Source organism: Acidovorax sp. GW835-FHT14G06, from assembly GCF_058793595.1.
The window spans coordinates 403579-422307 of the sequence record NZ_JBXAGA010000001.1 but is presented as its reverse complement, the minus strand read 5'-3'; the positions used below and the strand labels follow the sequence as shown (position 1 = coordinate 422307).

The 18729-nt window shown below is 67.4% G+C and carries 20 protein-coding genes; 3 read left to right on the top strand and 17 right to left on the bottom strand.

Annotated features, from left to right (window positions below; translation table 11 throughout):
• Positions 1-61 precede the first annotated feature (61 nt).
• The 5 genes from moeA to AC1Q64_RS01855 all read right to left on the bottom strand — a co-directional run bounded on the left by moeA (position 62) and on the right by AC1Q64_RS01855 (position 4319).
• Positions 62-1417: a molybdopterin molybdotransferase MoeA gene (gene moeA, locus AC1Q64_RS01875; protein WP_492250258.1), complete on the bottom strand. Its 1356-nt coding sequence runs from the start codon at positions 1415-1417 to the stop codon at positions 62-64.
• 19 nt (positions 1418-1436) lie between these two features.
• Positions 1437-1982, bottom strand: coding sequence for a GNAT family N-acetyltransferase (locus AC1Q64_RS01870; RefSeq protein ID WP_492250257.1), 546 nt, complete (start codon positions 1980-1982; stop codon positions 1437-1439).
• A 16-nt stretch (positions 1983-1998) separates the two neighbouring features.
• Positions 1999-2637, bottom strand: a complete 639-nt coding sequence (gene mobA / locus AC1Q64_RS01865; RefSeq protein ID WP_492250256.1) for a molybdenum cofactor guanylyltransferase MobA — start codon at positions 2635-2637, stop codon at positions 1999-2001.
• Positions 2638-2715: 78 nt separating this feature from the next.
• Positions 2716-3852 carry a GTP 3',8-cyclase MoaA gene (gene moaA / locus AC1Q64_RS01860; protein WP_492250255.1) on the bottom strand — a complete coding sequence of 379 codons (1137 nt, stop codon included), beginning with the start codon at positions 3850-3852 and terminating at the stop codon, positions 2716-2718.
• 47 nt (positions 3853-3899) lie between these two features.
• Positions 3900-4319, bottom strand: a complete 420-nt coding sequence (locus AC1Q64_RS01855) for a BLUF domain-containing protein (protein ID WP_492250254.1) — start codon at positions 4317-4319, stop codon at positions 3900-3902.
• Positions 4320-4507: 188 nt separating this feature from the next.
• Between AC1Q64_RS01855 and AC1Q64_RS01850 the strand changes: the two genes are divergently transcribed.
• A complete protein-coding gene (locus AC1Q64_RS01850) occupies positions 4508-5362 on the top strand; it encodes a type IV pili methyl-accepting chemotaxis transducer N-terminal domain-containing protein (RefSeq protein WP_492250253.1) in 855 nt (284 codons plus the stop codon).
• Positions 5363-5394: 32 nt separating this feature from the next.
• Here the strand turns inward: AC1Q64_RS01850 and AC1Q64_RS01845 are convergent, their stop codons facing one another.
• The 6 genes from AC1Q64_RS01845 to AC1Q64_RS01820 form a co-directional block, all read right to left on the bottom strand.
• Positions 5395-6078, bottom strand: coding sequence for a hypothetical protein (locus AC1Q64_RS01845; protein WP_492250252.1), 684 nt, complete (start codon positions 6076-6078; stop codon positions 5395-5397).
• Positions 6075-7049, bottom strand: coding sequence for a hypothetical protein (locus tag AC1Q64_RS01840; protein ID WP_492250251.1), 975 nt, complete (start codon positions 7047-7049; stop codon positions 6075-6077). Before AC1Q64_RS01840 ends, AC1Q64_RS01845 begins: the two co-directional genes overlap by 4 nt.
• 368 nt (positions 7050-7417) lie before the next feature.
• Positions 7418-8179 (bottom strand): SDR family oxidoreductase, encoded by a 762-nt coding sequence (locus tag AC1Q64_RS01835; RefSeq protein WP_492250250.1) that lies wholly within the window; start codon positions 8177-8179, stop codon positions 7418-7420.
• Between the two features lie 56 nt (positions 8180-8235).
• Positions 8236-8853 (bottom strand): DUF2889 domain-containing protein, encoded by a 618-nt coding sequence (locus AC1Q64_RS01830; protein WP_492250249.1) that lies wholly within the window; start codon positions 8851-8853, stop codon positions 8236-8238.
• A gap of 90 nt (positions 8854-8943) precedes the next feature.
• Complete coding sequence (locus tag AC1Q64_RS01825; protein ID WP_116750350.1) at positions 8944-10377, bottom strand: aldehyde dehydrogenase family protein; 1434 nt, start codon at positions 10375-10377, stop codon at positions 8944-8946.
• Between the two features lie 103 nt (positions 10378-10480).
• Positions 10481-11185: a Crp/Fnr family transcriptional regulator gene (locus AC1Q64_RS01820; RefSeq protein WP_492250248.1), complete on the bottom strand. Its 705-nt coding sequence runs from the start codon at positions 11183-11185 to the stop codon at positions 10481-10483.
• A 116-nt stretch (positions 11186-11301) separates the two neighbouring features.
• Between AC1Q64_RS01820 and AC1Q64_RS01815 the strand changes: the two genes are divergently transcribed.
• A complete protein-coding gene (locus tag AC1Q64_RS01815) occupies positions 11302-11838 on the top strand; it encodes an Mpo1 family 2-hydroxy fatty acid dioxygenase (protein ID WP_492250247.1) in 537 nt (178 codons plus the stop codon).
• Here the strand turns inward: AC1Q64_RS01815 and AC1Q64_RS01810 are convergent.
• The 5 genes from AC1Q64_RS01810 to AC1Q64_RS01790 form a co-directional block, all read right to left on the bottom strand.
• Positions 11832-13028 carry an ABC transporter permease gene (locus AC1Q64_RS01810; protein WP_492250246.1) on the bottom strand — a complete coding sequence of 399 codons (1197 nt, stop codon included), beginning with the start codon at positions 13026-13028 and terminating at the stop codon, positions 11832-11834. The genes AC1Q64_RS01815 and AC1Q64_RS01810 overlap by 7 nt on opposite strands.
• A gap of 11 nt (positions 13029-13039) precedes the next feature.
• The gene (locus AC1Q64_RS01805; protein WP_492250245.1) at positions 13040-14212 is read right to left on the bottom strand and encodes an ABC transporter permease; all 1173 of its coding nucleotides are present in this window, start codon (positions 14210-14212) and stop codon (positions 13040-13042) included.
• A 69-nt stretch (positions 14213-14281) separates the two neighbouring features.
• Positions 14282-15256, bottom strand: a complete 975-nt coding sequence (locus AC1Q64_RS01800) for an HlyD family secretion protein (protein ID WP_492250244.1) — start codon at positions 15254-15256, stop codon at positions 14282-14284.
• A gap of 5 nt (positions 15257-15261) precedes the next feature.
• The gene (locus tag AC1Q64_RS01795; protein WP_492250243.1) at positions 15262-16695 is read right to left on the bottom strand and encodes a TolC family protein; all 1434 of its coding nucleotides are present in this window, start codon (positions 16693-16695) and stop codon (positions 15262-15264) included.
• Positions 16696-16713: 18 nt separating this feature from the next.
• A complete protein-coding gene (locus tag AC1Q64_RS01790; RefSeq protein WP_291438172.1) occupies positions 16714-17535 on the bottom strand; it encodes a metal-dependent hydrolase in 822 nt (273 codons plus the stop codon).
• 142 nt (positions 17536-17677) lie between these two features.
• Between AC1Q64_RS01790 and AC1Q64_RS01785 the strand changes: the two genes are divergently transcribed.
• Complete coding sequence (locus AC1Q64_RS01785) at positions 17678-18292, top strand: TetR/AcrR family transcriptional regulator (protein ID WP_291438173.1); 615 nt, start codon at positions 17678-17680, stop codon at positions 18290-18292.
• A gap of 43 nt (positions 18293-18335) precedes the next feature.
• Here AC1Q64_RS01785 and AC1Q64_RS01780 read toward each other — a convergent pair whose 3' ends face one another.
• Positions 18336-18722 (bottom strand): VOC family protein, encoded by a 387-nt coding sequence (locus AC1Q64_RS01780; protein WP_492250242.1) that lies wholly within the window; start codon positions 18720-18722, stop codon positions 18336-18338.
• Between the last annotated feature and the right edge of the window lie 7 nt (positions 18723-18729).

Here is an 18729-nt window from a genome sequence, read left to right as displayed (position 1 = left end):
GGCTGGTTTCAGGTTACCTTGGCGGCCGATGGCATGCACTGGCTGGCGGCGCATTGCCGTGTCAGATCACTCCCTCAAACACCATCACGTCCACCGCATCGCCCACCGCCACATTGCCTTGCCCGTGGTGCAGCACGATGAGCCCATTGGCCTGCACCATGGAGCTGAGCACGCCCGAGCCCTGGTTGCCGGTGGTGCGCACCTGCAGCGTGCCGTCGGCCGCGGTGGTGACCAGGCCACGCTGGTATTCGGTGCGGCCGGGCTTCTTGCGCATGGGCTCGGTGCTGATGGCGCGCAGCAGCGGGGGCGCCGCGCGGGTGCTGCCCATCATGCGCAGCAGGGCGGGGCGCACAAAGGCGAGAAAGGTCACCATTACCGCCACGGGGTTGCCGGGCAGCCCGAAGAGCACTGCGCCACCGGGGGCTGTATTGATATCATTTTGATAGCTGTTAGAGCATGATGCACTGGCGCTTGAGGCCGAAACGGCTTGATTTTCTGCGTTGCCGATGCGCCCCACGGCCATGGGGCGGCCGGGGCGCATGGCGATGCGCCAGAAGGCCACGTCGCCCAGCTTTTTCATCATGGTGCGGGTGTGGTCGGCCTCGCCCACACTCACGCCTCCGCTGGTGATGATGGCGTCGGCCTGCTGGGCCGCCTGGAGAAAGGCAGCTTCGAGCAGTGCAGGTTCGTCGCGCACCACGCCCAGGTCAATCACCTCCAGCCCCATGCGCGTGAGCAGGCCGAACACGGTGTAGCGGTTGCTGTCATACACGGCGCCTTCACGGGGAGCCTCGCCCAGGCTCAGGATCTCATCGCCGGTGGAGAAGTACGCCACCCGCAGTCGACGGTACACCGTGACGCTGGGCAGGCCCAGGCTGGCCACCAGGCCCAGGGCGGCGGGCGTCAGCAGCTCGCCACGGGCCAGGGCCACGCGGCCTTGCATGATGTCTTCGCCCTTGAAGCGGCGGTTGTCTCCGGCGCGCAGCACATCGGCTGCGATGGTGATCTGGCCGTCGGCAGCGGCGGTGGTGAACTCCTGCGGCACCACAGTGTCCAGCCCGGCGGGCATGATGGCGCCGGTCATGATCTTCACGCATTCGCCCGCAGCCACCGTGCCTGCCCAGGCCTTGCCCGCAAGGGCGGTGCCCACCACGCGCAGGGTGAGCGGCTGCCCAGGCACCAGTTGCGCGCCCGCAAAAGCGTAGCCGTCCATGGCCGAGTTGTCGTGGGGCGGCACGCTGACGGGCGAGATCACATCCTGCGCCAGCACGCGGCCCAGCGCGCTGAACAGCGGCAGCACTTCGGTGGCGGTGACGGGCTCAACCAGCCGGTCCAGAAACTGGTTCACATCGGCGGCGCTCAGCGCCTGCGGGTCGTAGCCTTGCAGCTCGGCGGCTATCTGGGCAATGGTTTTCATGGGTGGGATTCGCTTGAAGTCAGTGGGAGAGCAGCCGCACCATGTGCAGCTTGTCGTAGCCCACGCCATCCACCACGATGGCGTTGGGCAGCAGGCCCCAGGCGCGGAAGCCGGCCTGCTCGTACAGGCGCACCACGTGCTGGTTGGACGCGGTGACGGTGAGCACCAGCTGGGTCAGCCCAGGCACCTGGCTGGCGGCCTGCACGCAGGCATCCACGAGCTGCCGCCCAACGCCCCGGCGCTGCGCAGCAGGCGCCACCATCATGCCCACCACCACGGCGCAGTGGCGCTGCTTGGTGCGTTGCTCGCGCTCGCAGCCCAGGCAGCCGAGCAGCTGGCCCGCTGTGTCAAAGGCGCCCAGGAAGAACTGGCCGGACTCCAGCGCGCCAAAACGCGCCACGTACTCGCTGGCATTGCGGCCCACGGAAGATTCGTAGTCCGAGGTGAACGCATCTGGCGCCGTGCGCAGGGCCTCGTCGCGCAGGGCCTTGTACGCCACCGCGTCTACGGCGACCAGGGGGCGGATCTGCACCGCGCCAGCGTCCACCGGGGGGCGACTGTTCATGGGGTTGGCGCGTGGGTCAGGCCTGGGGCGCGCTGCTGTTTTCCAGCGCGTGCAGCTCAGCCAGCGTGTTGGCGTTGAAAAAGGCCTGGGGGTCATCGCCCGGCTGGTCGAACGGCACGATGGCGCAGCGGTGCTGGCCTGTCCACGCGTCGATCTTGCGGCCACCGGCCTGGGTGAAGGCGACCAGGCTTTCCAGCAGGTCCACGCGCAGCAGGCAGAACACCGGCTGCGGGCGCACGGTGACCTGGCCCTTGCCGTCGTCTTCGGGGGCCGCCGCCATGGCAATGTCGGCGCCCTCAGCGTCTGCCGCTGCCGCCAGGCGCTGGGCCAGGTCCAGCGGAAACAGCGGGGTGTCGCAGGGCACTGTCAGCAGCCAGGGGGTTTCGCAGCGCTCCAGCCCGGTCAGAAAGCCTGCCAGGGGCCCGGCGTAGTCGCTCAGCACGTCAGGCCACACCGGCGTGCCAAAGGCCTCGTAGGCCGCCAGATTGCGGTTGGCATTGACCATGGTGGCGCCGGTCTGCATCTGTAGCCGCATCAGCGTGTGCAAGGCCAGCGGCAGGCCGCGAAAGTTCTGCAGGCCTTTGTCCACCCCGCCCATACGGGAGCCGCGGCCCCCTGCGAGGACCAGGCCGGTGATGTCTTGCTGATTGATCAATTGAAATCCTGTGGGGAATGGGTAGTTTGCTAGAAAGACGGCGCTGCCCATAAGCACAACGCTTTTTCAAAAGAGTTGCTAGCCCCCGATGTAGCTCATCTCAACGCGGCGCGCACCCTGGCCGGTGTCAGCGGGCAGGCTGCTGCGCAACTCGGAGTAGCGGTCGTTGCGCTGTTGCCAGATGGGCGCGATGGCCGCGGCAATCTCTGCATCGTTCGCGCCGCCGCGCAGCAGGCTGCGCAGGTCGTAGCCCTGGCTGGCAAACAGGCACAGGTAGAGCTTGCCTTCGGTGGACAGGCGCGCGCGGTTGCAGTCGTGGCAGAAGGCCTGGGTCACGCTGCTGATCACTCCCACTTCGCCCAGTGCGGGGTCGTGCTGGCCCTGGGCATTGGCGTAGCCCCAGCGCTCGGCGGTTTCGCCGGGGCTGCTCGGGTCCAGCTGCACCAGCGGCAGCTCGGCACGCAGGCGTTCGATGAGTTCGGCCGAGGGCAGCACCTCGTCCATGCGCCAGCCGTTGGTGGCGCCCACGTCCATGTATTCGATGAAGCGCAGCGTGGTGCCGGTGCCCCGAAAGTGCCGCGCCATCGGCAATATCTCGTGGTCGTTGGTGCCGCGCTTGACCACCATGTTGACCTTGATGTGCGACAGGCCTGCCGCATGCGCGGCCTCGATGCCGGCCAGCACATCCGCCACCGGAAAGTCCACATCGTTCATGCGGCGAAAGATCGTGTCGTCCAGGCCATCCAGGCTCACCGTCACGCGGTTCAGGCCTGCGTCCTTCAAGGCTCTTGCCTTGCGCGCTAGCAACGACCCGTTGGTGGTGAGCGTGAGGTCGGGCGCCACGCCATCCACGGTGCGCAACTGGGCCAGTTGCGCCACCAGGTCTTCGAGGTTCTTGCGCAGCAGGGGCTCGCCACCCGTCAGGCGGATCTTGCGCACGCCGTGCGCCAGAAACAGCCGCGCCAGCCGCGTGATTTCTTCAAAGCTCAGCAGCGCCCCGTGCGGCAGGTAGGGGTAGTCCTTGTCGAACACTTCCTTGGGCATGCAGTAGTTGCAGCGGAAGTTGCAGCGGTCCGTCACGCTGATGCGCAGGTCGCGCAGCGGGCGGTCCCGGGTGTCAGTGAGTTGACCCGTGGGGCTCGCCAGCTGCGCTGGCACAGTCGCTGCCAGCGCGGCCAGGCGCTCATCGACCAGCGGAATCACGCGTTCAGACATGGGTGGGCTCGTTCAGCAGGACGGGAGGGCACATGCCCCGCATTTTCTCACTCCAGCCAACGCACGTTCTGCAGGATCTCGTCAAAGAAGCTGCGCAGCATCAAGGTGTTCATGCTGAACGGGTCGAAATCGGCGGTGCTGGAGTATTTCAGGAAAAGCTGCCGGTTGGCGTCCACCGAGCCCAGAAGCCCCATGGACCAGCTGGTAAACCGGCGGTGAGGGATCTCGCCAAAGTCCAGCACAGCCGTGTCCTTGTGGCGCGTGTCCTTGAGCAGGCGGTGGTACAGCGCGTTGACCGCAGCACGATCGCCTTCGAGTTGCTGCAGGAAGATGCCATTGTTCAGGCACAGCGCACCGGTGATGCCCGCGCGGGCATTGTTGCGCTGCGACGCGCTCAAGATGTCCTTGATGTCCGCGGGGCCGAGCACGCGGGACGTGCGGCTGGCATAGGTCAGTTGTATCAACATGTTTGTCTCCTGAACGGCGCAGTGTGTCAGGTTTGGTGCGCATCAGTGGGCCTGCTTGCCAATGACCCTGATGGTGGGTTCTGCGTCTCCGCGTGTGTGGGACTAGCGGATGGGGGATGTTTGATATGGCGCAGGGTGTCGAAATGCTGCGTTGCAACAATATGTGCAGCCGATTTCAAGGGGGTCCCATGCCAGTTCGCGAGGTATTGAACAGGTTTTCCGCCGACGCCATGCCATGCCAGCGCCGTGTGGCGGTGCAATGGGTGGCGGCGGGCATCCTGCTGCCCACCTGGGCCAATGGGGCCCAGGCACAGATGGGGTTGTCGGGGGCCATCAACTATGCGGGCTGGTTCCGTGCACTGTCGCAACGCATGGCCAAGGCCTATTGCCAGCAGTACCTGCAGGTGCTGCCGGGCGCTGCGGTGGACGTGATGGGGCTGGCACGCAAGATGGTGCAGTCCGGCAGCAACGAGCTGGCCCGGGGCATGCAGTCAGGGCAATGGCCCGCCGATGTGGGGCGCCAACTGGCCGATGTGCAAAAGCAGTTTGCCCTGCTCAACCAGTTGACGGCGGCGCCGGCCACCCAGACCGCACTGGTCGTTGCGGCGTCCGAGCAGGCGGACCGCACGCTGCTGGTTGCGCAGACCGTGACCGAGTCCATCGAGAAGATGGCACAGGCCCCCAGCGCCCGCTTGGTCAACCTGGCGGGCCGCCAGCGCATGCTGTCGCAGCGCCTGGCCAAGAACTATTTTCTGAATGCGGCCAAGGTGGAGTCGAAGGTGGTGCAGGCGCAGCTGGTGGCCGACGCCGCCGACTTCCGGCAGGCGCTGCAGACGCTGAAAGCGGCGCCGGTGTCCACTCCCGCCATCCGCAGCGAGCTGGAGCTGGCGGACTCGCAGTGGCTGTTCTTCGACTCGGCCCTGCGCCGCCCGGCCGATGAGGCAGTGCTCAGTGCCGTGGCGACCACCAGCGAACGCCTGCTGGGCGTGATGGACAAGCTCACCAGTCTCTACGAGGGCGCCCTGCGCGAGGTGCTGGGCTGAGCCGCACCGCACGGCTGGGCGGGCGCATCCGGTCAGTGGCCGCCACAGGCGGCAGGCTGCGTGAAGTCCGCCAAACGGCAATCGCGCCCCACCAGCACCAGCCGCGTGCCCAGCGCGTCGAAAAATCCCGGCGGCGGGGGCAGCGGCAAGTGCTGCACGCGCTTGTGCGCGCCGATTCGGACCGCTGCCAACTCGTAGTCGCGCGCCAGGGCCATCCACAGGCCGTGCGCGCCGGCTGACTGGCGTGCGCCGGTCATGAGGCTGCGGCCAGAGTCCAGCCACCAGCGGTAGATGGCGGTGGCAATGCCCATGCGCCGGTAGCCGTGCGCAACCTTGGTGTGCGGCGCGCGCAGGTGGCGGTCGGTACGCCGGTCCACCTCCACCAGCCGGTTGAACACGGTGTAGGCCACGATGCGGTTGCACAGCGGGTCGATGGCGTACACAAAATATTCGCCATCGGCCTCGCGCAGGCGGAACACCAGCCCGCGCAGATGCAGGGGCAGCGGCTGCATCGCATCGCGCGTGCGGTGGTTGGTGCGAATGCGGTCGTACAGCGCATCGAACTCGCGCTGGATGTCGCGGCCCGACAGGTCCACGTCGATGCGCAGTTCGGTCAGCCACTGTGCCCAGCGGCCGGGCAGGCCTGGGCTGGTCGATGCCTTGGTGGTTTCGGTGGTGGTGGCATGGCCAGGCAGGCAAAGTGCGCTGGCCATCATGGCGTGCTCCCCGTGCCCCCGGTCCAGCAGCCGCTCAGCAGGCGCGCTGGCTGTTCGCGGGCGCACACCTGGGCGCTGTGGTGCCAGTCGGGCAATGGCACGACCAGGCCTGCATACACACCATAGGCCTCGCCCGCTGCAATGGTTTCGCCCGCCCACAGGCTTTCGCCCGCGCGGATGGCCCCTCCGGAGTGGATGTGACCACCGGCCCGCACACCCCAGCCCACCTGCAGGTGGCCCTTGCAGTCCACATCGCCCATGGCCCACACGCCCCGGGTTGCCTGCACGGCGGCATCGGCTTGCAGATGCCCGCCCACCTTGATGCCGCCGTCGCAGCCCAGGTCGCCCGCCACCCGCAGATCCTGGGCCACCCGGCAGTGGCCGCCGACGTGGGCGGCAGCGCCGCAGTCCAGCTCGCCGCCCACACGCAGGCTGCCTGTGCACTGCAGCCGCTGCGCCACCGTGAGGGACCAGCCCACGCGCGCATCGCCGTGCAGCCGCGCGCTGCCCTCGCAGCGCACAGCGCCCGCCACGCGCAGGTCTTCGCCCACGCGCAGCGCACCGCCGACCCGCAGACCGCCCAGCACGCTCAGACTGCGGCCGGTGCGCAGCACACCCTCTACGTCGGCATGGCCCCGGCAGCACACGCTGCCCGCAAACACCTGCGCGTCTGCCTCCAGGTGGTCCACCTCCAGCACATCGTTGGTGGGGCCGAACTGGTCCAGCATCCAGCACGCGTCTTCCACGCGGCCCTCGCGCACCAGGTCGTCCAGTAGCGCCTGGTAGTTGCTGGCGCCCTCCTGGCGGCGCAGGTACCAGCGGTAACCGTCGGCACAGGGCCGCTTGGCGCGGATGAAGTGGCGGGTGATGTCGGTGGCGGCAGACGCGTTGGCGATGGCCTCATCGGCGGGCAGTCTGTGCGCAAGGGCGCACGGGGCGAGCGAAATCTCGCCCGAAGGGAACGGGGACATGGACACTCCTGACGTCCGCGCCCCGGCGGTTGCCAAGGCGCAAGCTGGCGCTGGGCGTGGGGCCCGGCGACAGGAGGTGCGCGAAAAGAATGCGGAGGGGAGGGGATGTCGCCGGGCTCAGGAATCTGCAGCGAGGGTGCAGAGAGCGCAGTCACCCGCCTGGAGCGTGGCCTGCGACCGCGCGCCACGGCGCAGCGGCGCGGTGGCGCTGGCGGCTGTGGTGTGGGGCTGGCTCGCAAACATCGGCGGCACTATAGGCAGCAGGGCCAGCACCGTCAAATCAATCCGCACTGCCCCAGTGCGGATTGGGCCGCTCAAAAAGGGGCGTGGTGGCTGCTTCAGAGCATGCCGGGACGCCTCTTGCCTGATTAAACGCAGCGCCCGCCATCCACCTCGATGCACACGCCGCTGATGAACGACGCCTCGTCGCTCGCCAGGTACAGCGCGGCGTTGGCCACGTCCAGTGCGGTGGAGAAGCGCCCCAGCGGAATGGTGGCCAGGAACTTGGCGCGGCGCGCATCGTCCACCGGGCCGCCCGCAAACTCGGCGGCCAGGCCGGTGTCGGGGTTGAACACGGGGTTGATGCAGTTCACGCGGATGTTGTCGGGACCCAGCTCAGCGGCCATGGACTTGCTCGTGATGATGACGGCGCCCTTGGAGCCGTTGTACCAGGTCAGGCCTGGGCGGGGGCGCAGCCCGGCGGTGGAGGCGATGTTGATGATGCTGCCGCCACCCGCCTGGCGCAGTGCGGGCACGGCGTGGATGGCGCTCAGGTAGATGCTCTTCATGTTGATGGCATAGACCTTGTCGAACTCGTCCTCGCTCACTTCGAGCATGGGGCGGTTGCGGTGCGTCCAGCCTGCGTTGTTCACCACCACGTCCAGGCGGCCGTACAGGCGCACGGCTTCGTCGACCATCGCCTTCACTTCGGCGGACTTCGTCACGTCGGCCTTGAAGAACGCGGCGGTGCCGCCGGCGGCCGTGATCTCGGCCACCACACGCTGGCCTCCCACCTCGTTGATGTCGTTGACGATGACCTTGCCGCCTTCAGCGGCCAGGCGCTTGGCGATGCCTTCGCCAATGCCGTTGCCAGCGCCGGTGACGATGATGGATTTGTTCTGCACACGCATGGGTGTCTCCGATGGGTTGTGGTGATATATCAAAATTGATAGCTACCAGCGCATATTCAACTAGCGCTAGCGCCCGATGGGGCTGAAATTTCAGTGGCAGGGGCCGTAGGGGCTGCCGGGGCGGGTGCCTTGGGCTCCCGGCCATAGAACTGGGGGAAGAATTCCTTCACGCCGTTGCCGTTGAAGTCCCACCCCGTGCACTGGCCCAGATGGCGTGGCGGCTCGTCGGGGTGGCTGGCGGCAAACACGGCAGGCACTGACTGGAACGCCGCCGTGGCCAGGTTGAACAGCAGTTCGCGCAGGTGCGTGCAGCTTTCCACGCCGCCCAGGTGCTTCTGGATGGCCTGGCGCCAGCCGCGTGCCATGCTGCAGCCCACCATGCGCTGCAGCGCTGCCTGGGCCTCGGTGCAGCCCTTGAGCGGGTGTGAATCCATGGACACATCCACCGCCTGCACCACCAGCTGGCGGTTCACGGTCACGCGCAGCCACATGTGGTGGATGGCTTCGCCCGCCAGGCGCGTGCGCGTCGGGTCGCGGTGCGAGGGGGCGTCGTAGGCCTTGCTGTCATGCAGCTCGCCTTCGATGTCCCACAGGCCATCGTCGCGTTCAAAGCCCTGGTAGTTCACCCGGCGGACATGCTTCAGGGTGCGGGGGGCGGGGGGGCTCAGGGGCATGGGGAAGAAAAATCGTCGTACAGAAGCAGCCGAGGTTAGCGGGGCCTGCCCGTGCCGTCGCGCGCGGGCGGGACACCCTGCAATGCCTCTTCAACCGTACTTGATGGCAACGGTCTTCAAGGTGGTGAAGCCGTACAGCGCCTCAAAGCCCTTTTCGCGCCCGTAGCCGCTGGATTTGACGCCGCCAAACGGCAGCTCCACACCGCCGGCCGCGCCGTAGTTGTTGATGAACACCTGGCCGCTGTGCACACGCTTGGCCATGCGGAACTGGCGCGCACCGTCACGCGTCCAGATGCCGGCCACCAGGCCGAATTGCGTGGCGTTGGCCAGCTCGACCGCGTGGTCCTCGTCCTGGAAGGCCATGGCCGACAGCACGGGGCCGAAGACTTCTTCCTGTGCCAGTCGATGGCCCACGGGCACATCGCGCAGCAGGGTGGGGGCCTGGTAGTAGCCAGTCTCGGGCGCGTCGTCCACCACCACGCCCTGGGCCACCATGGGGATTCCGGCCACTTGCGCGTCCGACAGAAAGTCCCACACGCGTTGCTGCTGCGTCTGGCGGATCAGCGGGCCCACGTCCAGGTCCATGGCAGCGGGGCCGACGCGCAGCTTTTCAAACGCCTTGCCCAGGCGCTCCAGCAGGGGTTCATAAATCAGCGAGTCGATCAGCACGCGCGAGCCCGCCGAGCAGGTCTGCCCCGCGTTCTGCACGATGGCGTTGATGACCACGGGGATGGCGGCGTCCAGGTCGGCGTCGGCAAAGATGATCTGCGGGCTCTTGCCGCCCAGCTCCAGCGTCACGGGGCAGTGGCGCTCGGCAGCCACCTGCTGGATCAGCGTGCCGATCTTGGGGCTGCCGGTGAAGCTGATGTGGTCGATGCCGGGGTGGCGCGCCAGCGCGTCGCCCACCTCGTGGCCGTAGCCGGTGACGATATTCAAAGCTCCGGCTGGGAACCCCACCTCGGCTGCCAGCTGCGCCACGCGGATCAGCGAGAGGCAGGCGTCTTCGGCCGGCTTGACCACGCACACATTGCCCGCCGCCAGGGCGCCGCCCACGCTGCGGCCAAAGATCTGCATGGGGTAGTTCCAGGGGATGACATGGCCCGTGACGCCGTGGGGCTCGCGCCAGGTCAGCACGCTGTAGCCGTCGGGGTAGGGGATGGTCTCGCCGTGGAACTTGTCGCACGCACCTGCGTAGAACTCGAAGTAGCGGGCCAGCGCAATGGCGTCGGCGCGTGCCTGCTTGGTGGGCTTGCCGCAGTCGCGCTGCTCTAGCGCCGTCAACTCGTCCGCATGCTCCAGGATCTTGGCCGAGAGCTTTTGGAGCAGGCGGCCGCGCTCCACCGGGGCCAGCTTCTGCCACACAGCGTGGTAGCACTGGCGGGCTGCATGCACCGCCGCGTCGATGTCGTCGGCGTTGCTGCGCTGGATCTCGTCGAAGGGCTGGCCGTCGGACGGGTCGATCACGGGGATCGTGCGGCCCGAGGACGAGGGCACCGAGGCGTTGGCGATGTAGTTCAGTTGCATGGCCGCCATTTTGCCCGGAAATGGAATGTGTGCTTAGTATTTGTGTAAAAACACGCCGATGCGCTAGTGCAATGCGCCTTGGTTGCTATTGATTTGATAGTAATCAGGCGCAGGCACCCCGCAGGCCGGCCAGGTCCAGAATCTCCACCTCGCCGCGCTGCACGCGCACCAGGTGGCGCGATTCCAGGTCCTTGAGGATCTGGTTGGTGGTCTGACGCGAGATCGCCAGCATCAGCGACAGTTGCTCTTGCGAGATCTCGATCACGCGGCGCGACTGCCCCTCGGCCGTCCACTGGCCGTAGCCCTCGGCCATCATCACCAGGCGCCGCGCCAGGCGCTGGGGCGCGGGCAGCAGGGCCAGCTCTTCCATCGCCACGAAGGCCGAGCGCAGCTTGTCGGTCATCAGCAAGGCCAGCGCATGCCAGTGCTGCGGATGGGCCTGCAGCCAGTGCTGCAGCCGCTCGTGTGGGATGTGCACCAGGGTGGTGGGTTCGGTGGCCTGCGCATCGTGGGTGCGGGCCGAGTTGTCAAACACCGAGATCTCGCCAAACCAGTGCGGCGGCTCCAGGCGGATCAGCAGCGCCGCACGCGCCTCGTCGGCCCGCCCCCCGGTGCCCGAGATGCTGACTGCGCCGCGCACCACCGCATACAGGCCACAGGGCGCATCGCCGCGCCGGAACAGCACCTCGCCCGTCGGCAGATGGCGCAACTGCGCCATGGCAATCAGCGGCTGGGCAAAGTCGGGCGGCAGGTGGGCAAACCAGCGGCCAGACTGGAGGACAGGCAGGTAGGCGGAAGGGGTGGACATGGGATGCGATTGAACGGGGCAGGAGGGCACGGCGGCTTTTGTCGTCTGCACGACAGACGCTGGCGCGACCTGAGCGCGAGTATTGATGCTGCGCAAAACACATGCTGGAGACACCCATGAAAACCCTGATCGACCACCTCTCCCAATACGCCGACTACCACCGCGACCCGCGCAACATCCACACCCATTTTGTGGGCGTGCCCATGATCATGTTCGCCGTCGTCATCCTGCTGTCGCGCCCGACCTGGATGGTGGGTGCGCTGCCGCTAAGCCCGGCGCTGCTGGCAGCGCTGGCGGCAAGTGTTTTCTACTTCCGGCTGGACATGCGTTTTGGCCTGGCCATGGCCGCGCTGCTGGCCGCCATGCTGGTGGGCGGGCAATGGGTGGCCGCACAGACCCTGGCCGTCTGGCTCGCCACGGGCATCGGCCTGTTTGCAGTGGGCTGGGTGATCCAGTTCGTGGGCCACTATTACGAAGGTCGCAAGCCCGCGTTTGTGGACGACCTGGTGGGCCTCATCGTGGGCCCGCTGTTTGTGGTGGCCGAGTGGGCGTTTGCACTGGGCGTGCGCAAGGAAGTGCAGGCAGCGGTGGAAGAGCGCAGCGGCCCGGTGCGCTTGCGTACCGGGCAACAGGCTGCTGCCCACCCTCAGTAAGCTCTGCGCTCGCGCTCCGCCGCGTTTGCTGCTTGAGCGCTAGGGCTTGACGGCCTCGCGAGGGCCAGTACAGCCCCTGCGCACACCGCACCCAGCGCCACCAATGCACACAGGTAAGGCAGCGCGGCGGACAGCGGCGCGCCCAGCTGGTTCAGCCGCAGTGACGCCTGCACGCCCGAGGTGCTGGGCAGCAGCCAGCGCAGCCACTGCAGCGGCTCGGGCAGGGCCTCCACCGGCCACGAGAAGCCTGCGACGAACGCGATGGGCAGCGTGGTGAACAGCAGCACCTGCAGCGCGCGTTCACGGTTGCCAAACCACAGGCCCAGCAGCGCCCCCAACGCCGCTATGGCCGGGATGTAGCAGGCCAGCAGCGCCAGCGCGCCCAGCGGGTTGCCGCCGCGCGGGTAGTCGTGCAGCACAAAGATCCAGCCAAAGTAGAAGAGGCCGCTGGCCCAGCCCAGTGTGCTCAGCGCCAGCAGGCGGCCCAGCCAGGTAGTTGCGCGGGCGCGGTGCTGACCGCTTTCCACCCAGGTGCCGGTGAGCATCGCAGCGCCCATCAGCAAGGTCTGCTGCAGGATCAGCAGCGCCACCGCGGGCACCACAAAGCTGCCGTAGCCTTCGGTGGGGTTGAACAGCGCCACCATCTGCAGTTGCACCGGCGCGCGGCTGGCGCGGGCCTGGGGGGCGCTTTGACCGCTGGCCTGCAGCTTGCGGATCTCGACCCCCGCAGACACCGTGCCTACGGCCTCGGCAAAACCGTATTGCACGGCCTTGTTCAGCAATGCGTAGGCCCCGTTGGCCTCGATGCTGACCACTGCGTTCTCGCCGCGCACCACGCTGCGCTTGAGCCCGGCAGGGATCACCGCGTAGCCTTCGATCTCTCCGCGCCACAGGGCCTCCTGCGCCTCGCGCCCGCTGGCGGCGACAAAACGCACTTCTATGCGGGGGTCGGCGTCTGCAAAGCGGGTGATCTGGCGCGACAGGCTGGTGTGGTCCCTGTCCACCACGGCGACAGGCACGCGGGTCAGCACCTCGTCGGCATAGAACCAGGGGTAGAAAAAACCGTAGAGCACGGGCGCTCCTACCAAAAGCAGCAGCACGCCCTTGTCGCGCACCACAGTGGCCAGCGCTTGCAGCCAGGCCCGCAGCAGGCCCTGGTGTGGCGGTGACACCGCCGGCATGGGTTTCATCGGTGTGTTCATCAGCGGCCCCCCCACGTGTCGGAGCGCCGGTGGCTCAGGGTTAGGGCAGCGGCACCCACCAACCACAGCACGGCGGTGGCGATGATCAGCGCCACCATGGTCCAGACGCTGGTGGCCAGTGGAGCACCCATTTGCAGCTGCTCGATCTGCAGGCGGATGTAGTGGGTGAACGGCATGGCCTCGGCCCAGGCGTGGGCACTGGCGGGCATGCCCGCCAGCGGAAACGCCACGCCGCTGAACGCAAACGCCGGTGCCGCAAAAAAGCCCGCACCCGACAGCGCGGTGCGCAGCGACCGCGTGATGCCCGCCAGCGCGGCGCCTGCCATCACCGATACAGCCATCAGCAGCGCCAGCGCCGCCACCACCCACCACAGGTTGCCCGGCGGGTGCCAGCCCCGGCCCCAGGTGATGCCCACCAGCGCCAGCAGGCCCACCAGCGTGAGAGATGCCCAGGGCAGGGCCAGCTTGCCGACCAGTGCGCCTGCAGTGCGCGCCCAGCCCCCTGCGCCCAGCCACTCTCCCAGCGTGCGGTCGCGCAGCTCGCGGCCCACCGCCCAGGCGCCGGCCGTCATGGCCAGGATGTGCAACAGGGCAGGGATCAGCGCCGCGCCCAGAAACTGCTCGTAGTTGCTCGACACATTGAACAGCGCCACTATCTGCGTGTGGATAGGTTCCATGCTCACATGCACGGCCTGGGCGCTTTCGCCGCGCTTGTTGCGCGCGGCCATCTCGATACCAGCCGACAAGGTGCCCACGGCAGCGCGCACATCGCGCTGCAGCAGGCCCGAGTGGGTGGACATCTGCGCGTTGTGCAGCAGCGTGACCTGTGCGGCACGGCCTTCCTTCACGGTGCGCGCAAAGTCGCGGGGGATGGTGACCACCGCATACACGTCCACCGCGCGTAGCGCGTGCTCAGCCTCGGTCGTGTTGGTGAAGTGCTGGGTGATTTGCACGCCCGGCGTGGCATCCAACATGCGCACTAGCTGGCGCGACAGGCTGGAGTGATCGTCATCGACCACGCCCACGGCCAAGTGGCGCGGCAGGCCGGCCGAGAAGATCCACCACAGCAGTGCCACGCCCAGCAGCGGCACCCAGGTGACCATGGCCAGGTCCCAAGGGTCGGCCGCCAGGCGGCGGGCTTCGCGGCGAAGGCTGTTTGCTATCGAATTCATAGCTGTTTGCGCATATTGCACTGGCGCTACCGGCACTTTTGACTCAAATCGCTGTGCATCAGGCGCATGTCACTGCACCAGCACCGTCATGCCAGGGCGTGCGCCTTCGATAGGGGCTGCCGGGCGCGCGCGCACTTCGAACGTACGCGCGTCAAAGCCCTGGCCTGCGCGCGTGGCGCGCCAGGTGGCAAAGTCGGGCAGTGCAGCCGTGTGATAGACCTTGAACTTGACCACCTTGTTGCCCAGCGCTGGCAGCGTGGCGTCGAACTCGTTGCCGATGGCAAAGCGTTGCAGGCGGTCTTCGCGCACGTTCAGCACCACCCACTGGTCTTTCAGGTCCACCACCGTGACCACGGCCACACCCTGGGGCGACAGCTCGCCCGTGCGGGCCAGCACCTTGGCCACTTCGCCTGCCACGGGGCTTTTGAGTTCCGTCTCGGCCTTGGCTGCCTGCACCTCGGCCACCACTCCGGCCACCTGGCGCGCTTGGGCGCTGGCGGCGGATCGGTCTTCGCTGCGGGCACCGGCGCGGGCCAGGTCGTACTGCGCCTTGGTGGCCAGCGCCTGATCCCGCGAGGCCTTGAAGTTGGCCTCGGCCTCGTCGCGTTTTTGCGCCGCCACCAGGCCCTCGCGGGCCAGGCCGTCGACGCGCTTGAAGGACGATTCGGCCAGGTCGGCAGCGGCCACGGCGCGCTGCCAGTTAAGGCGGGCCATTTCAATCTCTTGCGGGCGCGCGCCGTGCTGGGCCTTGTCGGCCACGGCCTGGGCAGCCTCTTGCGCTGCCGTGGCCTGGGCCAGCTTTGCGGTGACCTCGGGGCTGTCCATGCGGATCAGCGGTGCGCCCACGGTGATCTGGTCGCCTTCCTTCACCAGGATCTGCGCGATGCGCGCGGTGACCTTGGGGGCAATGTCGGCCTCTTGCGCTTCGATCTGGCCCTGAAAGACTTCGGGTGCAGGCTGTGAGGCTTTCCACAGGCCAAAGCCCACAAAGCCTGCTACGGCCACGAAGGCTGCTGCGCCAACGGCTGCTGTTTTCTTGCTCATGCTCTTCACTCCACTTTCAGCGCATCAGCGCGCGCCATGTATTTGCCAAAGTCTTCCGACAGGCCGCAGGCCTCCAGCAGATCGGCCAGCGCCTTCACGTAGTCGTGGGCGGCCTGGGCGCGTTCGGTCTGGGCCTTGGCCTGGTTTGTCTGCGCGTCGATCAGATCCAGCGTGGTGCTGGTGCCCGCCTTCAGTCCCGAGATGCGCAGGCGCAGCACTTCGTCGGCCAGCTCCAGCCCCGGCTGCAGCGCAAAGTAGGCGCGGCGTGCCTGCTCCAGGGCCAGCCAGCGTTTTTCCACCAGCAGTGCAATGTCGTTCTGCGCCTGCGCGCCGGTGCGCTCAGCCTGCTCGATCTGGCGGTTGGACGATTCGGCCAGTGCGTTGCGGTCGATGGAGTCCCACAGCGTCCAGCGCACGCCCACGCCGGCCACCCAGTCGGCATCGCGGCCGGTCTTGAGCTGGCGCTGGCCAAACGCAAACACCTGGGGCTTGCGCAGTGCCTCCTGTGCGGCATGCAGTTGCGTGGCTTGCTCTTTCTTGGCGGCCACCTTGTCCAGTCCGGGGTGGTGGGCCAAGGCGGTGTCGATGAAGTGGGGCAGGGGCTCGACCGGCTGGCTCAGCACAAACAGGGGGCTGGTGGGTGTGACAGGGTCAGTCGCCTTGAGGGTGCGCGTTAGCGCGGTGGCCGCCAGCTCGGCATCGTCGCGGGCCTTGCGCGCGTTGCGGCGGGCCTCTTCCAGCGCGGAGCGGGCCTGCAGGCGTTCGACGCGTGCGATCACGCCGGCGTCCAGCATCTTCTGTGCGGCGGCGTCGTGCTGCTCGATGGTGGCCAGGGCCGATTCGCGCAGCAGGGCAGCGCGCTGCGCCAGCTGGGCGCCAAAGTAGCGCTGCACCAGTAGGGTGGTGGCCTCATGGCCGGTTTTGGCGGCGTCGGCCTGGGCTTCTCGCGCCTGGGCATCCAGCAGGCCCCGGGCCGCATTGCTGGCGCCCCCCATGTAGATCGGCCAGATGGCAGAGACCGAGGCTGTGGTGTCGCTCTTGCTGCGGTTGAGCGTGTAGCTGGACGGCAGATGCGGCAACTGGGCCAGCGAGCCCGCCAGCTGGGGTGGCAGCTGCGACAGTACGCCGGGCAGGGCGCGGTTCAGCGGGTTCAGGTCCACGTCCAGGTTGGCGTTATAGGTATAGGCGGCGCCGCTCAGGTTGACCACCGGGCCGCCCAGGCGCTGCATGGCGTCGCGGCGCAACTGGGCGCTTTCGACGGCGCTGCGCGATGCGGCCAGCTGGTCGGAGCGCTGGTGCAGCTGCTGCAGCGCTGCGTCAAACGCCAAAGGGGCGGCGTGGGCCTGCAGGGGCAGCAGGGCCAGGGGGGTAGATGCAAACAGGCAGAGCAAAGCCGCGCCTGCCCGGCCTGTGTGCCGGGGCGTGGTGGGATGGGTCATGGTGTCAGGTCGTGGTTGTCAGCGCGCACCCACCGGGGTGTAGGCGTTGCTGTGCTCTGCCAGCCAGCGTGCCGACAAGTCGGTGCCGTGCTGGCTGGGGTGAAAGTCGGGGCGCAGGTACTCGCGCCAGGGGCGCCAGGTCTCGCGCACTAGGCCGCCCTTGCCGAACAACGTGCGTGCCGCGCTGGTCCACGTGCTCCATTTCCACAGCGAGCCATCGCGGCGCAGGTTCAGCACCGTCTGGCGCAGCACATCGCCGAGGAACACCACCGTGATGCGGCGGAACCAGGTGATGCGCCACTCGTGGTTGCCGCCCAAGGCCTGGTAAAGGTCGAAGGCCGTGTTCTTGTGCTCGGACTCTTCGGCACAGTGCCATTGCCACATCGTGGCCAGGCGAAGCTCGGCACCCTGCAGCACCTGGGGGTGGGCCAGCAGCCATTCGGCCAGCAGGGCGGTGAAGTGCTCGTTGGCGGCTGTCACGGCCAATGGGTGGCGTGGGTCAGCGTTGGCAAAAAGCTTCATGCGCTCTTGCGCGCGCGGGGCCCATGCGTTGACCAGGCCCTGTTGGTCGAGGTGACCATTGAACAGCGCGTGGATGCGGCGATGGGTGGCCTCCTGCCCGATGAAGCCGCGTACCTCATCGGCAAACTGCGCGTGCTTCTCTGGGGGCAGGGCCTTGTGGCCGTCACGCACCGCATCGATGAAGAACTGCTCGCCCACCGGAAAGCTCATCGACAGCGCATTGAAAAGTGCCGAGCGAAACGCGTCGCCACCACACCAATGGCGCGCAAAGGGGGTCTCCAAGTCGATCAGCAGCCGGCGGACAACGAGTTCGGTCATGGGAAGGCTCCTGGTGCGGGGTGATGCCGCACCGTGGGTGCATAGGTTTGGTACTTTGCAGTACCGATGGATTTGTATGATGCAGCGCCACTGTGGTACTGTCAAGTACCTCGTCGATTTTTCTGTCTCACGATCTGCCTCCATGAGTGAAGTCACCGCTTCAGCCGTTGCGCCCACCGCGGGCACCGAACATCGCGCCCGCCTGCTGGAAGGCATGGCGCGCGCCGTGGCCTCCAAGGGCTACGCAGACACCACCATTGCCGACATCGTGCGCGAAGCCAGTGTGTCGCGCCGCACCTTCTATGAAAACTTTGCCGATAAGGCCGACTGCCTGACCGCACTGTATGAGGCGGCCAGCGGCAACGCGATTGCGGTGCTGCGCACTGCCATCGATCCGCACAGCGCTTGGGAGGCCCAGGTGGAGCAGGCCATGGCTGCTTACTTTGGGGTGCTGGCACGCAACCCTGTGCTGCTGCGCACCTTGTTCATCGACATCCTGGGCCTGGGCCCCACGGGTCTGGCCGCGCGCCGCCGCGCCAACCAGCAACTGGCCGACCTGATGCTGGACGTGGTGAACAACCGCCCTGGTGAGCGCAAACGTAAGACGCCCCTGCAGCCGATGATGGCCATGGCCGTGGTGGGGGGGATCAACGAGATGGTGCTGCACTCCATCGAGCAGGACCGGGCCGGGCAGCTGCAAGAGCTGGTGGAGCCCGCGGCAACTTTGTTGCGGGCGGCGATCTCGGCCGAGTTCTGATCGTTGTGTGGGAGACCGTACCGCGATAGGTGCAGCCAGCGCCTCACACCTCGTTGGCAATCTCGATCAGGTTGTCGTCCGGGTCGTAGATGTAGACCGAGCGCAGCCGGTGGCGGGCGCCCGTTGCGCCCACCGGGCCTTGCACGATGGGGACGCCTTCGGCCTGCAGGTGGGCGATGACGTCGTCGAGTGGCATCTGGGTGAGAAAGCACAGGTCGCCGGAGCCCGCCGTCGCGTGGCGCACATTGGGGTCCACCACCGTGCCCACTTCGTGCAGGTTGATCTTTTGCATGCCGAAGTGCAGCGCGTACCGCTGGGGCTTGAACTCCCGCGCGGTCATGCCCAGCACACGCTCATAAAACGCAATGGTTTTGTCGATGCTGGCGACGGTGAGCACGACGTGGTCGATGGATTCGAGAACGATGGGCATGGTGTAG

What these genes read in the sequence shown, in the direction of transcription:
- moeA (WP_492250258.1), bottom strand. Translation starts at nt 1,417, where the DNA reads ATGAAAACCATTGCCCAGATAGCCGCCGAGCTGCAAGGCTACGACCCG.
- AC1Q64_RS01780 (WP_492250242.1), bottom strand. Translation starts at nt 18,722, where the DNA reads ATGCCCATCGTTCTCGAATCCATCGACCACGTCGTGCTCACCGTCGCC.
- AC1Q64_RS01785 (WP_291438173.1), top strand. Translation starts at nt 17,678, where the DNA reads ATGAGTGAAGTCACCGCTTCAGCCGTTGCGCCCACCGCGGGCACCGAA.
- AC1Q64_RS01795 (WP_492250243.1), bottom strand. Translation starts at nt 16,695, where the DNA reads ATGACCCATCCCACCACGCCCCGGCACACAGGCCGGGCAGGCGCGGCT.
- AC1Q64_RS01835 (WP_492250250.1), bottom strand. Translation starts at nt 8,179, where the DNA reads ATGCGTGTGCAGAACAAATCCATCATCGTCACCGGCGCTGGCAACGGC.
- AC1Q64_RS01845 (WP_492250252.1), bottom strand. Translation starts at nt 6,078, where the DNA reads ATGATGGCCAGCGCACTTTGCCTGCCTGGCCATGCCACCACCACCGAA.
- AC1Q64_RS01870 (WP_492250257.1), bottom strand. Translation starts at nt 1,982, where the DNA reads ATGAACAGTCGCCCCCCGGTGGACGCTGGCGCGGTGCAGATCCGCCCC.
- AC1Q64_RS01815 (WP_492250247.1), top strand. Translation starts at nt 11,302, where the DNA reads ATGAAAACCCTGATCGACCACCTCTCCCAATACGCCGACTACCACCGC.
- AC1Q64_RS01850 (WP_492250253.1), top strand. Translation starts at nt 4,508, where the DNA reads ATGCCAGTTCGCGAGGTATTGAACAGGTTTTCCGCCGACGCCATGCCA.
- AC1Q64_RS01855 (WP_492250254.1), bottom strand. Translation starts at nt 4,319, where the DNA reads ATGTTGATACAACTGACCTATGCCAGCCGCACGTCCCGCGTGCTCGGC.
- AC1Q64_RS01810 (WP_492250246.1), bottom strand. Translation starts at nt 13,028, where the DNA reads ATGAAACCCATGCCGGCGGTGTCACCGCCACACCAGGGCCTGCTGCGG.
- moaA (WP_492250255.1), bottom strand. Translation starts at nt 3,852, where the DNA reads ATGTCTGAACGCGTGATTCCGCTGGTCGATGAGCGCCTGGCCGCGCTG.
- AC1Q64_RS01790 (WP_291438172.1), bottom strand. Translation starts at nt 17,535, where the DNA reads ATGACCGAACTCGTTGTCCGCCGGCTGCTGATCGACTTGGAGACCCCC.
- AC1Q64_RS01830 (WP_492250249.1), bottom strand. Translation starts at nt 8,853, where the DNA reads ATGCCCCTGAGCCCCCCCGCCCCCCGCACCCTGAAGCATGTCCGCCGG.
- AC1Q64_RS01825 (WP_116750350.1), bottom strand. Translation starts at nt 10,377, where the DNA reads ATGCAACTGAACTACATCGCCAACGCCTCGGTGCCCTCGTCCTCGGGC.
- AC1Q64_RS01800 (WP_492250244.1), bottom strand. Translation starts at nt 15,256, where the DNA reads ATGAGCAAGAAAACAGCAGCCGTTGGCGCAGCAGCCTTCGTGGCCGTA.
- AC1Q64_RS01840 (WP_492250251.1), bottom strand. Translation starts at nt 7,049, where the DNA reads ATGTCCCCGTTCCCTTCGGGCGAGATTTCGCTCGCCCCGTGCGCCCTT.
- AC1Q64_RS01805 (WP_492250245.1), bottom strand. Translation starts at nt 14,212, where the DNA reads ATGAATTCGATAGCAAACAGCCTTCGCCGCGAAGCCCGCCGCCTGGCG.
- AC1Q64_RS01820 (WP_492250248.1), bottom strand. Translation starts at nt 11,185, where the DNA reads ATGTCCACCCCTTCCGCCTACCTGCCTGTCCTCCAGTCTGGCCGCTGG.